This window comes from Bacillus sp. FSL K6-0073 (genome assembly GCF_038006085.1).
GTDB classification, from domain to species: Bacteria; Bacillota; Bacilli; order Bacillales; family Bacillaceae_G; genus Bacillus_A; species Bacillus_A cereus.
Map to the genome: position 1 here is coordinate 3,952,358 of NZ_JBBOUN010000001.1, position 14,339 is coordinate 3,966,696.

Here is a 14,339-nt window from a genome sequence, read left to right on the forward strand (position 1 = left end):
TTTCTTAATAAATATGTTGTTTAAAATTATATGTAATAATGAGAAAAACGTCAAGCTTACACTGTTTCTTCTTTTTTCAACAGTTCATCTACTTCGTCTTCTAATTCAATTAGTTTATCCCAATCATCGTTGTTTAACATCTCAAGCTGTGTTTCTAATAACATACGGAAACGAGTTCGGAATACTTTCGCTTGTTTCTTTAGCTCTTCAATATCAAAAGCAACTTTTCTTGATTTTACTAATGCTTCGTTAATAATACGATCAGCATTCTTTTCAGCTTCACGCACAATTAATTTCGCTTCTTTTTGCGCATTACGTTTTACTTCTTCCGCTGCTTCTTGTGCAACAACGATAGATTTGTTTAACGTATCTTCAATATTAGAGAAATGATCTAACTTCCCTTCTAACTGCGCAACTTTTTCTTCTAAAGCTTTTTTCTCACGAATGACCAATTCATAATCTTTGATAATTTGATCAAGAAACTCATTTACTTGATCTTCATCATAGCCACGGAATCCGCGACCAAATTCTTTGTTATGAATATCTAATGGTGTTAACGGCACAACGCCACCTCCAAGTAGTTATCTAAATTTCCTCTTTCAATTATATCTTTTCTTCGACAAAATAGGAGGATTTCCTTCTAAAAAACCAATCATTTTAGTATACCATACAAAATTCTCCATTTGTCGCGTTTTGTTCTACCTTCTACAGAAAATAATTTACTTCGGCCATATCCTCTAACAGAAAAAACATCTCCTGGATAACATTCATAAGAAGTTTGCTCCACTGTTTTCCAATTGACTTTTACTAAACCATTTTTTATGAAAGGTTGTACTTTCTGTCTAGATAAATGTAACATTTCAGCTAACATAACATCTAAACGAAGTGAAGAAACCGTTCCAGATTTCTCTCCCCACGTTTCATGTATCTGTAGAATTTGTTCTCCATGCACTGACGCTAAAGAGACTTTTACTTTCCCTATTGATTGTAAGTTCATCTCAATATACGATACAATTTCTTTCGCAACTACAATTTGGGCACGATTTTCTTGCAGCAAAATATCACCACATTTTTCTCTTGTTAAACCAAGAGACATAAATGTACCTAATATTTGCCTATGTTCTAGCGTATAAAACTTGGAAGGATAGTCAATTTCTAATACTTCTACTTGAAATTCTTCTTCATTTAATTCTAGATAGTCTGGATAAATAAGTGCTCTTTTACGCTCTGCATTAGGCGTTGCACCACCAAATTGCACAGCAACATCACCTTGTCCTATTACCATAGAAACAATTTGTTGTTGCCTAGGATCGAGAAAATCCGTTAACTTCACTTGATGGTACTCCGCCGCTCGCTTCCACTCTAGCACTTTATCCACAAAGACCTCCTCATCAGGCCTAAAATGTTCGTAGATGCTCATGTATTTACCTTCTTACTATAAGAAATAGCTTAATAAACTGAACAAACCAGTTTTAGCAAGTTTCAACGCAAAGATCGCAACGATTGGAGAAATATCAATCATTCCAAGCGGCGGAATAAAGCGGCGGAACGGTTCTAAATACGGTTCACAAATACGTGCCAGGAACTCTCCAAAAGATGATTCCTTCGCACCAGGAAACCATGATAGGAGAATGTAAATAATAAGTGCCCACGAGTAAATCTCGATAGCATAACTTAACACTATAAAAACTGTTGTCATGGCGTATTACCACCTCTTTATATTTGTTTCTTCTTCTTCACCGAATAACTCTGAAATCGCACCAACAATATCTACATTTTCAGGTGTACACATAAATGTTTTCGGCCCTATTTTTTGAATGTCCCCGCCTATAGCGTATACAGTACCACTTAAAAAGTCAACGATACGTACCGCTTGATCAGTAGACATTCTCTGCAAATTAATTACAACAGCTCGTCTACCTTTTAAGTGGTCCGCAATCCCTTGTGCTTCCGAATATGTGCGTGGTTCTAATAAAACAACTTTTGAAGATTGTTTTGCTGTTTCAATACTCACAACATTTTGCTTCGGTTGCGCTTTCGGAAACGTAACGTCTTGTTGTTCTGGTGGATCTTGCTGCTTTTTCATGTCTGTTTGCTCCTTTTCATAACCATATTGAGCTGCTTCTTTTTCTTCCGGTGTATCAAAAAAGAAGTATTTTACTTTTGACCAACTCATAATAAGATTCTCCTTCCTTTTACGCTTTTCCTACTAAAATCGTTCCCAAACGAATATATGTAGCCCCTTCTTCAATTGCAATCTTGTAATCGTTGGACATTCCCATTGATAATTCTTTACATGGCGCATGTAATAACTCTAGCTCCTGCACCTCTGTTTGCAGCATACGTAATTCCTTAAAACAGCGTCTGATTTCTTCCTCTTCTTCTGTAAATGGAGCCATCGTCATTAGTCCAACCACTTCAATTTTATCGAATTCTTGCAAACTTTGAATAAAAGAAACAACCTCTTCTATTGCCAATCCTTGCTTCGATTCTTCAGATGAGGTTTTCACTTGAATAAAGCATTTCACTTTCTTATCAGCACGTTTCTGAATTTCTTTCGCCAGTGAAAGACGATCTAACGAATGTAAATAATCAATTTCATTAATGATTTCTTTTACTTTTCTCGTTTGTAATGAGCCAATAAAGTGCCAATTAACTTTTGAACCGAAATGCTCGTATTTCTGTAAGAAACCTTCATTTCTATTTTCACCTAAATCGATAACTCCAGCTTCAATTACTTCGTTTGTTTTTTCAATCCCTACAGTTTTTGTAACTGCAACAAGTTTAATATCTTGCAACGAACGTCCAGCTCGAGCGCAAGATTCTTTAATAGCTTCGTTTACAATTACTAAATTTTCTTGTACTGTCACTTGCTTTCTTCCTCCTTAAAACCTATGAAACTCAACATTCTTCCTGTCTTACCTTGATCACGACGATGAGAGAAAAATAGTTGCTCTTCACAGCTTGTACAAAGAGATGACATTACAATATGCTCTTCTTTTATGCCTGCTTGTACACATAATATACGATTAATTTCTTTTAAATTAATTGCGTACTGCCCGTCAGAAATTTTTTGATGAGGAACAGCACCCCTAACTACTTCCTGTGCTGCTGTTAATACACGATCATCCACAACATAACAACAAGATCCGATCGACGGCCCAATTGCAACATGAATTTCATCACTTGAAATACCTTCTGCATTCCACTTTTGAATCATTTCCTTTGCAATCTCTTGTACAGTACCTTTCCATCCAGCATGCGCAAGTCCTATCATACCATGTGATGGTGCATAAAAATAGAGCGGAACACAATCCGCGTAACAAGACGTTAACAGAACATCTTCATTGCTCGTATAAATGCCATCTGTTTTTGAAATGCCGTCCTCATATGAATAGACACCACTTCCCTTTTCCTGTTGCCCTACTTTTTCAACATGATGAGCATGAACTTGTTCAGAGCAAATCCAGTTTTCTAATGGTTTTTGTAACTTATTTGCTAAAATGCGTCTGTTTTCATGAACGTTCTCCACGATATCATTCACATGTAATCCTAAATTCATCGCATGAAAGGAGCCCGTACTTATCCCACCATCTTTTGTCGTAAATCCAGCAGTAATGTTTCCAAGTTCTTTCCACGCTTGTAAATACAGTATACCGTCCACATATTTAAATGGTTCTCTCATAATAAAGCGGCTCCTTTTAATTAAAATAACAGAAAAAAGCATGGTACTTCCTGTCTATTTTACCATACTTTTATTTTTTCATAATCCTAACAGAAAAAAAAGAGGAATTTGTAATATTCTTTATGAAATTGTCGGTGTTTGTATTGATTCTGTTACAGAATTAACAGGATTTACTCTTACAAGTATGACATCTTCCCCAATTTTCACAATTTCCTTCCAAGGAATTACAATCTCAACATCTTTTCCAAAAATACCTAGCATACGTGTCTGTTTGGAAATAATAACAGAACAAATTTTCCCTGTGTTCATATCAATTTCAATATCTCCAATATTCCCAATCCTTTTTCCATCTGAAATATTTATAACATCCTTCATCTGTAACTCTGAAATTCGTATCACCATTTTCATCCTCTCCCTTATATGACAAATTGGAAACTGTTTCTCATATTTACAGGAAGCCACCTATACGAAATTATATGAACACTAATCCCCTACTATGAGCACAAACCATATTACATATAAAAAGGTCTCACCATAATTGGTGAGACCTTATCCTTGAATCGTTTTATTCATTTGTTTAATGGCTGACTTCTCTAAACGTGATACTTGCGCTTGGGAAATCCCAATTTCTTCTGCAACTTCCATCTGTGTCTTTCCTTGGAAGAAACGTTTTCTAATAATCATTTTCTCTCTATCATTTAAACGCTTCATTCCTTCTTTCAATGCTAATTCTTCAACCCACTGCTCGTCCTTTTGTTTTTCATCACTTAACTGATCCATAACAAAGATAGGATCTCCCCCATCATTATAAATCGGTTCAAATAATGAGACTGGATCTTGAATTGCATCTAAAGCAAATACTATCTCTTCATGAGTTACTTCTAGCACTTTTGCAATATCCATTGCTGTTGGTTCTTTTGAATTTTCTGCAATCAACTTTTCTCTTACTTGCAAAGCTTTATACGCAATATCTCGCAATGAGCGCGATACGCGAATCGGATTATTATCACGCAAATATCTGCGTATTTCCCCAATAATCATCGGCACAGCATACGTTGAAAATTTTACATTTTGGCCTAAATCAAAATTATCAATTGATTTCATAAGTCCGATGCAACCAACTTGAAATAAATCGTCAACATATTCTCCTCTGTTATTAAATCTTTGGATGACGCTCAGTACAAGACGTAAGTTTCCATTCACTAATTTTTCTCTTGCGCTTATCTCTCCACTTTGCATTTCACGAAATAATTTACGCATCTCTTCATTTTTTAATACTGGAAGTTTAGCTGTATCAACACCGCAAATTTCTACTTTGTTTCTCGTCAAAGTGTTCCCTCCTATCGGGAGTTGCTGTACAGTGTAAAGTATTTCCTTTGAAGGGGATTTTATGCATGTGGTTTTTTCACGATTTGTTATTTAAATTATCTTTCCTAATACAACTAAATAGAATAAGACCAGCCTACATAACGGCTGGTCTTATTCTTTACACCATTTTATTAAATTCTTTTCGTAATCTTTTTATAATTCTTTTTTCTAAACGCGAAATGTATGACTGTGAAATCCCAAGCATATCAGCCACATCTTTTTGCGTCTTTTCCTCTCCTCCAGCAAGCCCAAACCGAAGTTCCATAATTTGTTTTTCACGATCATTTAATTGGTGTAATGCTTTCATTAAAAGGTGACGATCTACAGTAGCTTCTAAATCTTTTGTAATAATATCATCATCTGTACCTAACACGTCAGACAATAACAGTTCATTCCCATCCCAATCAATGTTTAGTGGTTCATCAAAAGAAACTTCCGAACGATTTTTGTTATTTCGACGTAAATGCATTAAAATTTCATTTTCTATACAACGCGATGCATATGTTGCTAATTTTATTTTCTTTTCTGGATTAAATGTATTTACCGCTTTAATAAGGCCGATTGTTCCGATACTAATCAAATCTTCAATATTTATCCCTGTATTTTCAAACTTTCTTGCTATATATACAACGAGCCTTAAGTTACGTTCAATAAGTAATGACCTTGCTGCCTGATCTCCTTTTGGCAATTTATTCAAAAGAACTTCCTCTTCTTCTTTTGTTAACGGTGGTGGCAACGCTTCACTTCCACCAATATAATAAATTTCATCGGTCTTAATTCCTAATTTCAGCAATACTTTATACCAAAGGTATACTAAATAAAATTTTAATTTCATCATATTATCCCGCCTCTCATTATTAAGCGATTACCATTTTTTGCGAAATTAATATTTTTGGATGCACAATACATTGATACTCCCCATTAGTAGACAGCTGTTGTGTATTTAATCCAATTAATACTTTGTTTACAACAATAGAACTACCTTCATGGTCAACTTGCACACTGTCAGGCTTAATTGCCCACAAAAATTGACTCTCTACTCCTACTGCACGGAAAGGAATTAAGCGTAATTTTGTCGCCCAACCAGAATCATTTTCTGGTATTTGAGGAATTTCTGTTTTGGAATAAATTTGTTCTGTTAACCAAGATGGTAAGCAATGTTCTAATGATGAAACATGCATAATCATAACGGGTGTTTTTGTTAATGGGTCATAAAGTTGGTTCCCACTGTCAATAAGACCTGCCAGTTCTAGTTCTTCTTCTGCTAATTGAATTTTTACTTTCACAATTTGATCATAGTGTATTTTCGTGACCTCTACGCTTTCAATACGCTTTTTAGAAAAATAATAAATTACTGGAAAACCAAAAATAACAAATAACCAACTAATTGGATCACCGTAAGAAATTGACTGAGATTGAACCAATCCATTTACCATTTCATTCGTTTGCAAAAAGAAATGAGTTCCAATTAATCCTCCGCCAACCATAAAGGTTACAAAGTAAAAAGTAAAAACAGTTTGTGCATAATTTCTAAATGTTGTAAACCCAAATGCTGTATACACAATAAGTAATGAGTACAGTAGTTTCATAATTGGATGTGTCATCATAGAAGCAAAAGGAGTAAAGGCAAAAATAACAATAGTTGAACCTATAAATGCCCCTAACACAAGCCTCCATTTTTTGATTTTCTTTTTTAACACGGTAGCTGTTAATAAAAGCAAAAGAAAATCAATGCAGGCGTTTAACAACCAAACAACGTCGGCGTAAACAACCAAACAATTCACCTCTTTTTTCAAGTTGAGACTAGTATAATGCATATCCAATAGGAAAGTGTGTCAATTTGCGGAGGTGTTTTTTTGTTATTTTGTGATTTCTAGACATAATCTGTCGGTAAAAAATAAAAGTACAAATTCATAGAATGATATACTCTTATTTTCACCAACAAAATATACCAAATAAAAAAAAGACCTGCTTAGCAGGTCTTTTCCATTTAAAAAACAAAAAAGGAGCATGAAAGCTCCTTTTTTTATCGTCTACGACGGTTACGTAAAAATGCTGGAATATCGATATCATCTGAATCTGAATGACGCTCATGTACAACTGGCTCTTCACGCTTCATTTCACGTTTTACTTCACGTTGTTTTGAAGGTTGAGCTACTGGTTGTTGCTGTTGTTGCGTGTGGTTCGCATTCGGACGAATAATTGGTTTTGGTGGTTGAGTTGCAATGCTATCATCAAAACCAGTTGCAATTACAGTTACAACGATATCATCTTTTAATCCTTCGTTAATAACAGAACCGAAGATCATATTTACTTCTGGATCTGAAGCTGAAGCTACAATATCTGCCGCTTCTTGTACTTCATATAAGCTTAAGTTAGCGCCACCCGTAATGTTCATGATAACACCTTGAGCTCCATCAATAGATGTTTCTAGTAATGGACTAGAAATCGCTTTTTTCGCAGCTTCTGCAGCACGATTTTCCCCGTTACCAGAACCAATACCCATTAAAGCAGAACCTCTATTAGACATAATTGTCTTTACGTCTGCAAAGTCTAAGTTAATTAAACCTGGCGTTGCAATTAAATCCGAAATACCTTGAACACCTTGACGTAATACGTTATCAGCTTCACGGAATGCTTCTAACATTGGCGTATTTTTATCAACAATCTCTAATAAGCGATCGTTTGGAATTACAATAAGAGTATCTACATTTTCTTTAAATGCTGCAATACCAGATGCTGCTTGCGTCGCACGCTTACGTCCTTCAAAAGTAAATGGACGTGTTACAACACCAACTGTTAAAGCACCTAATTCTTTTGCAACTTGAGCAACAACTGGAGCTGCACCAGTTCCAGTTCCACCGCCCATACCGGCAGTTACGAAGACCATATCCGCACCACGAAGTGCTTCTTGGATCTGTTCTTTACTTTCTTCTGCAGCTTTTTTCCCTACTTCAGGGTTTGCGCCTGCACCAAGTCCACGCGTTAATTTTCCACCAATTTGCATTTTTGTTTCAGCTTTTGATAGATTTAATGCTTGTGCATCAGTGTTCACAGCGATAAAGTCTACACCTTGTACACCGTGTTCAATCATACGGTTTACAGCATTGTTTCCGCCACCGCCGACACCGATAACTTTTATATTCGCTAATTGATCTTGAGTAGTATCAAACTCTAACATGTCGAAATCCCCCTAGAACCTCATTTTTCGTGTCCAATTTTAATCCCATAAATAACGGAATACACGTTTTACTTTTGACATCATGCGGTCATCATTTTGATTATTATTGTTTTGATTACGAGTTTTTTGTTTCGCGGGTTGCTGTTGTACCGGCGTTGGTGCTGGTGCTGGTACTGGTTCAAAATGCTCTTGCTTTTCCTGCACATTTTTCCCACGTAATTTAGCTTTTTGATAAGAATGTTTAATTAATCCAACTCCACTTGTATATTGAGGCTCACGCACACCAATATAATCAGGAGTTGCTACACGAACATTTTCATGTAAAATATCATATGCAAGATCAAGAACACCTGGCATAGAAGCAATTCCGCCAGTTAGTACATAACCAGAAGCCACTTGCTTTACTCCTAACTTACGCACTTCATCTTGAACAAACATTAAAATTTCCTCTACACGAGCCTCTATTATATCCGATAATTCCAACTGAGAATATTGTTCTGTTTGATCACTTCCCATAATAGGAACCGTAAACATCTCTTCTTCAGATGCTGTATCATAAAAAGCATGTCCATATTTCAACTTAATTTGATCTGCATTTTCTGTTGAAGTTTTCAACCCAATCGCAATATCTTTCGTTATATGGTCTCCACCTAATGGTAATACGCTCGTCGCTTGTAACTCTCCATCTTTAAAAATAGATAAAGTTGTAGATCCTCCCCCCATATCAACAAGGGCTACTCCTCTATTTTTTTCATCTGAAGATATAGCAACTGTTGCAGCCGCTAAAGGTTGAAGACAAATATCAACAATTTCAAGACCTGCTTTTTCTACACAACGAAGTAGGTTATGTAGTAAAGTTCTCGAGCCTGTAATAAGTGTACCTTCCATTTCTAATCTTACACCGATCATCCCGCGTGGATCGTTAATCTCGTCAAGACCGTCTACGATGAACTGTCGAGGTACCACATCAATAAACTCACGTTCTGGAGCAATTGACACAACTTGTGCTGCATCTAGAACGCGTAAGACATCTTCATTCCCGATTTCACGATCTTCATTTGAAACAGCGACTACTCCGTGACAAGGAAGTAGCTGTACCTGGTTTGCATTGACACCTACTACAACTTGCTCAATGTGGATTCCCACCATGCGCTCAGCTTGTTCAATTGCTTTTTTAATTGATCGAACAGTCTCGTCTATATCAACTATCGATCCCTTCTTTAAACCATTTGATTTTACATTTCCAACACCAATAATGTTTAAGCTGTCATTAACCATTTCACCAATGATGACTTTAACATTGGATGTACCGATGTCAAGACTAACATATATTTCATTGCTGTTCATTCTTTGGCACCTCCTTCTTTATTTATACCATACAACTCAATATATGGAACAACAATCGCAACTTTACTATTTATAAGAAAAATATTCAACGTCTTTATACGTTTCCCTTTTTTAACCCTATATTTTTCTTATTTTTATTTAGCATTCAATTAAGAATATCGCAGTAAACTATGAATAACTGCTTATCTTGAAATAATTCTATTTCGAGTGTAAAGTTTACCGCCAAGTATAAGTCTACACTAAGATGTACTCATAGAAAAGTGAAACTTGTACCAATACTAGTATGAATCTAAGAATTTTTACATATTTTTCATCAAATGAACCATTCTTCTAAATTCGTATACATATAATAGAACATTCGTTTCGTTTTTTCTGCTATAAGCAACGAAAACTACCATTCTATTCTTTTTTTTCTTCCGCACCTAATTCTTTCGTATATGCACCTACTTCTAAGTCAATTAATACCTTCTTACCTGGCTCAATTGTTTTTAAAATAAGTGGATAGGCTTCCATACGTTTTGCGAAATTTTGAATCGTAGTGCTCACTTCATAACCTTCATTCATATATAAAGTAAGATGATCTTCATTCGCATTCGTTGGTGAATAGCGAATCTCCGAAATAGATTTTAAAATAGCTGGTGTTAATTTTTCTAGTTCAGCGATTAACTCCTTCATTTTCTCTTCTTTAAAAGGTTCAAAAATTGGTGCTGCAACAGGAAGTTTTCCATTAGGTAGTACATCAAGCGTTTTTCCATTTTCTAATAACGGTTGTAATTTTCCCTCTTTATTTATATAACCAATCGTTAAATATTCTTCGATATGAATATCAATCTTATTTGGAAAACGTTTTTTTACATTTACTGCTTTAATTTCTTTTCGCTTCGTTAAGTTTTCTTCAGCTTTATGTGCTGTCACTCGGAAATAACTTGTATCATATGTCACGCCTGAATCCTTCATTACTTGCTCATCCGTCATATAGTGATTTCCAAACACACTAATCTTTTTTATATTACTAAGCGGAGACCGAAAATAAATTAAAAAGAGCACTAATAAAAATAAAATTGATATGTATAAAATCAATCGATGATTAACATTTTTTTTGTTTTTTTTCTTTTGATTTTTCAATTTTGGTACACGATCTTGTAGTTTAATCACTTTACTATTATTCATGTACGATCCCCCTATGTAACATAAAGAACGGCATGTTCCTCATGCCGTTCTTATCTTCTTATTATAACATAAATGATAATGAGCGGAACGAATAACCGTTATCTTCCAATGATTTCTACTTCTGTGTGCATATCTACATCAAATTTATCCTTAATTGTATGTTTTATTAATTCAATTAAAGACAATACATCTTGCGCTGAAGCTCCCCCGGTATTAACAATAAAATTGCCATGCATTTCAGAAATTTGAGCTCCACCAATCCTATAACCACGAAGCCCTGCTTTTTCTACTAAATCTCCTGCAAAATGTGGGATTGGATTCCGAAATACACTTCCTGCACACGGGTGATTCCATGGTTGCGTTTCACGGCGGTAATCTTTATTATTTTGCATACTACGTACAATTTCTTCACGTTTTCCCGCCTGTAATTGAAACACCGCCTCTAAAACAATACCAGGACGTTTCGTTTGCAATACAGATGCCCGATAAGAAAACTCCAGTTCTTTATTCGTTAACCAGTCAATTGTACCGTCTTCAAACAGAATGAGAGCCTTCGATAATACACTCGATATATCCGATTTATGTGCACCTGCATTCATGTATACTGCACCACCGACACTTCCTGGAATACCGCTCGCAAACTCCAATCCAGCTAACCCTTGACGACTAAGTAAAGTTGACAATTTAATAAGAGGATATCCACTACCAACTCTTACCTTATGTTTTTCGACCTCTAAGTGATCTAATCCTTCTCCTAAACGAATAACAACACCTTCTATGCCTTGATCAGATACAAGAAGGTTTGAACCGCGACCAATTACAGTCCACTTCGTTTTGTATTGCTTTACTAACTGTAATGTTTTTTCAATACCGGCTACATGCTTTGGCACAATTAAAATATCCGCTGGTCCACCTATTTTCATAGTTGTATAACGTGCTAACGGCTCGTTAACTAAAACACGACCAACGTCTGCTTCTATAAGCTCATTTACTAATTGTTCCATAGGCAATCTCCCCCTTATTAAGTCTCCTTATGACAATAATATGCAGGGCGTTCACCTAACGTTATCCCTCTATTTACGGGCAGTACAGCTCCTAAATCAAAATTCGGCGATAACAAAGAAATTAGGCGGAATCAGGATGTCAGTAAACATCCTATTAGTGAAAGATAATAATCAAAGAGAGAGAATCACTCCCCACTGATTAAAGCCTCACTTTATTTTTTTACAAGCTTATTCATTACTTCATACAGCTTATTTGCTGCATCTGGAATACCTAGTTGCTTAGCCGCTAGCTTCATATTTTGTAATGTTTGTGCATTCAATAAAATCTCATCAATATCACGAATAAGCGTTTCAGCTGTTAAATCTTTTTCAAGTAACATTTTTGCCGCTCCTTTATCAACAACTGAACGTGCATTCTTTTCCTGATGATTATTTGTTACATACGGACTCGGTATTAACACACTTGGTTTTCCTAACGCTGTTAATTCTGCAAGTGTTGTTGCCCCAGCCCTTGAAACAACAAGGTCTACACCAGTTAGTACCTCTGGCATATTATGAATGAACGGCTTAATAATAACATTGCTTGGGTTTCCTTTTTGCTTCACGGCTTCCATCACTTTATCATAATGTACTTCACCCGTTACATATAGTATTTCGTAGCTTTTGTTCCCAAACTGTTCAATTGCTTCAACGAAGGCATCGTTAATCGGTCTAGCCCCACGACTTCCACCAAATATAAGTACAGACTTTTTAGGAAGAGAAAGCCCAACTGAACGTTTCCCCTTCATTCCATTTTGATCCATTACCTCTGATGCTCGTGGATTGCCTGTCATTACCACTTTTGACTCTGGAAAATGCTCTATAGCTGCTTCAAAACAAACAGCAACTTTATCAACATAACGGCTTAAAAACTTGTTCGTTACACCTGGTACACTATTTTGTTCATGTACAATAGTTGGAATACCTAGTTTGGCTGCAGCGTATACAACTGGTCCACATACATATCCACCCGTTCCAATTACGATATCCGGATTAAAACGACGAATGTATCGTTTACTATCCTGTACACCTTTTAGAAAACGCATTACTGTTTTCACATTATCTAATGATATTTTTCGTTTAAATCCACTTATAACAATAGATTGAAATGGTATACCTGCTTTTGGAACGATTGTACTCTCTAGTCCATTTTCCGTACCAATATATAAAAATCTCGCTTCTGGATTTAACTTTTTTATTTCTCTAATTAAAGCAAGAGCTGGATAAATATGACCACCAGTACCCCCACCACTCACTAATACACGCACTACTAACTCCTCCGCTTCTCTTTTCTTATTTCCATTATACTTATTTCTATATACATATTGCATTTTTACACACATACGAAAAACCCTGTCTTATAAACAGGGTTTAGTAGCGAGAATGGCGACTTATATTTAATAATACACCTACTGCCATTAACATTAATGTCAAACTTGATCCACCATAACTTAAAAACGGCAAGGTAATACCCGTAACAGGCATCAGTCCTGTTACAACACCAACATTAATCATTACTTGAATCGCAATCATCGCCACAATACCTACTGCTAAAAACGTACCATATAAATCTGGCGCTCCTAATGCGATACGAATCCCGCGCCATAATAATAGACTAAATAATAATAACACAAATGAACCACCAATAAAACCTAATTCCTCGGATAAGATTGCAAATATAAAGTCAGTTTGCGGTTCAGGTAAATAAAGAAATTTTTGTCTACTTTGTCCAAGTCCAAGCCCAAATAATCCACCAGGTCCAATTGCAAGTAATGATTGGATAATTTGAAATCCACTCCCGAGCGGATCTGACCACGGATCTAAATATGATGTAATGCGTTTCATTCGATACGGTGCTGATGCAATTAACCCTACAAATCCTGCTACACCAATCAAACCAAACATTGCAAAGTGAAAGACTCTCGCTCCCGAAATGAATATCATAATGATACATGTCCCAACCATTACCGTTCCTGTCCCAAGGTCTGGCTGTAACATAATCATCCCAAAAGCAAGAAAAACAAAACTAAGAGCCGGTAATAAACCACGTTTAAAAGATGTAATCAATTTTTGCCGTTCTGCTAAAAACTTTGCCAAGAAAATAATCATCGCAAACTTCATAAATTCTGACGGTTGAATCGAAAATGCTCCGATTCCAATCCAACTTCGTGCTCCTCCTCGAACAAGACCTACTCCAGGAATAAGAACGAGAATAAGAAGAATGAAGCAAACTAGCAAAATCACTTTTGAATACGTACGCCACACCCAATAATCAATTTTCATAATAAAAAACATAGCTACTACACCAAGACCCGCAAACAGTAATTGTCTTTTTGCAAAAAAGAATGAGTCCCCCATTTTATAAGAGGCCCAAACTGCACTCGCACTATAAACCATAATCATTCCGATTGTCAACAATGAAAGTGTTACGATGATGAGAATAAAATCAGGCGTTTTCTTCATTACCCACAAACACCACCTCTTTAGGCAGAACCTTTTGCCCTATGTAACAAAACATCAGTAGGTGTTAGCCTACTGATGTTTT

At 35.9% G+C, this 14,339-nt stretch carries 16 protein-coding genes and 1 other annotated feature (1 of these 17 cut by a window edge); all 16 genes read right to left on the reverse strand.

The features are described from left to right. Positions 1–5, reverse strand: a binding site (T-box leader) (it extends 219 nt beyond the left edge of the window). 51 nt (positions 6–56) lie between these two features. Beyond that, complete coding sequence (divIVA, locus tag MHB52_RS20255; protein WP_001131611.1) at positions 57–563, reverse strand: septum site-determining protein DivIVA; 507 nt, start codon at positions 561–563, stop codon at positions 57–59. Between the two features lie 89 nt (positions 564–652). Further along, positions 653–1,420, reverse strand: coding sequence for a YlmH family RNA-binding protein (locus MHB52_RS20260; RefSeq protein ID WP_016118557.1), 768 nt, complete (start codon positions 1,418–1,420; stop codon positions 653–655). Between the two features lie 15 nt (positions 1,421–1,435). Then, positions 1,436–1,699 carry a YggT family protein gene (locus MHB52_RS20265; protein ID WP_000214233.1) on the reverse strand — a complete coding sequence of 88 codons (264 nt, stop codon included), beginning with the start codon at positions 1,697–1,699 and terminating at the stop codon, positions 1,436–1,438. A 6-nt stretch (positions 1,700–1,705) separates the two neighbouring features. Continuing rightward, entirely contained in the window at positions 1,706–2,176 is a 471-nt protein-coding gene (locus MHB52_RS20270) for a cell division protein SepF (RefSeq protein WP_000119129.1), read from the reverse strand. Positions 2,177–2,195: 19 nt separating this feature from the next. Further along, positions 2,196–2,870 (reverse strand): YggS family pyridoxal phosphate-dependent enzyme, encoded by a 675-nt coding sequence (locus tag MHB52_RS20275; RefSeq protein ID WP_000218007.1) that lies wholly within the window; start codon positions 2,868–2,870, stop codon positions 2,196–2,198. Next, positions 2,867–3,685 (reverse strand): peptidoglycan editing factor PgeF, encoded by an 819-nt coding sequence (gene pgeF / locus MHB52_RS20280; RefSeq protein ID WP_001209006.1) that lies wholly within the window; start codon positions 3,683–3,685, stop codon positions 2,867–2,869. Before pgeF ends, MHB52_RS20275 begins: the two co-directional genes overlap by 4 nt. 120 nt (positions 3,686–3,805) lie before the next feature. Beyond that, positions 3,806–4,087: a YlmC/YmxH family sporulation protein gene (locus MHB52_RS20285; RefSeq protein WP_000236745.1), complete on the reverse strand. Its 282-nt coding sequence runs from the start codon at positions 4,085–4,087 to the stop codon at positions 3,806–3,808. A gap of 147 nt (positions 4,088–4,234) precedes the next feature. Next, positions 4,235–5,014, reverse strand: a complete 780-nt coding sequence (sigG, locus tag MHB52_RS20290) for an RNA polymerase sporulation sigma factor SigG (protein WP_000197755.1) — start codon at positions 5,012–5,014, stop codon at positions 4,235–4,237. 157 nt (positions 5,015–5,171) lie between these two features. Then, positions 5,172–5,891: an RNA polymerase sporulation sigma factor SigE gene (sigE, locus tag MHB52_RS20295; RefSeq protein WP_000976948.1), complete on the reverse strand. Its 720-nt coding sequence runs from the start codon at positions 5,889–5,891 to the stop codon at positions 5,172–5,174. A 19-nt stretch (positions 5,892–5,910) separates the two neighbouring features. Further along, a complete protein-coding gene (spoIIGA, locus tag MHB52_RS20300; protein ID WP_061663492.1) occupies positions 5,911–6,828 on the reverse strand; it encodes a sigma-E processing peptidase SpoIIGA in 918 nt (305 codons plus the stop codon). Positions 6,829–7,079: 251 nt separating this feature from the next. Further along, complete coding sequence (gene ftsZ / locus MHB52_RS20305) at positions 7,080–8,234, reverse strand: cell division protein FtsZ (protein ID WP_000888984.1); 1,155 nt, start codon at positions 8,232–8,234, stop codon at positions 7,080–7,082. Positions 8,235–8,273: 39 nt separating this feature from the next. Continuing rightward, positions 8,274–9,581, reverse strand: a complete 1,308-nt coding sequence (gene ftsA, locus MHB52_RS20310) for a cell division protein FtsA (RefSeq protein ID WP_001087557.1) — start codon at positions 9,579–9,581, stop codon at positions 8,274–8,276. Positions 9,582–9,980: 399 nt separating this feature from the next. Further along, positions 9,981–10,751, reverse strand: coding sequence for a cell division protein DivIB (gene divIB, locus MHB52_RS20315; RefSeq protein WP_001065789.1), 771 nt, complete (start codon positions 10,749–10,751; stop codon positions 9,981–9,983). A 98-nt stretch (positions 10,752–10,849) separates the two neighbouring features. Beyond that, entirely contained in the window at positions 10,850–11,755 is a 906-nt protein-coding gene (gene murB / locus MHB52_RS20320; protein ID WP_000437024.1) for a UDP-N-acetylmuramate dehydrogenase, read from the reverse strand. A 212-nt stretch (positions 11,756–11,967) separates the two neighbouring features. Next, complete coding sequence (murG, locus tag MHB52_RS20325; protein ID WP_021728036.1) at positions 11,968–13,062, reverse strand: undecaprenyldiphospho-muramoylpentapeptide beta-N-acetylglucosaminyltransferase; 1,095 nt, start codon at positions 13,060–13,062, stop codon at positions 11,968–11,970. A gap of 103 nt (positions 13,063–13,165) precedes the next feature. Next, positions 13,166–14,257 (reverse strand): stage V sporulation protein E, encoded by a 1,092-nt coding sequence (gene spoVE, locus MHB52_RS20330; protein WP_000753520.1) that lies wholly within the window; start codon positions 14,255–14,257, stop codon positions 13,166–13,168. Between the last annotated feature and the right edge of the window lie 82 nt (positions 14,258–14,339).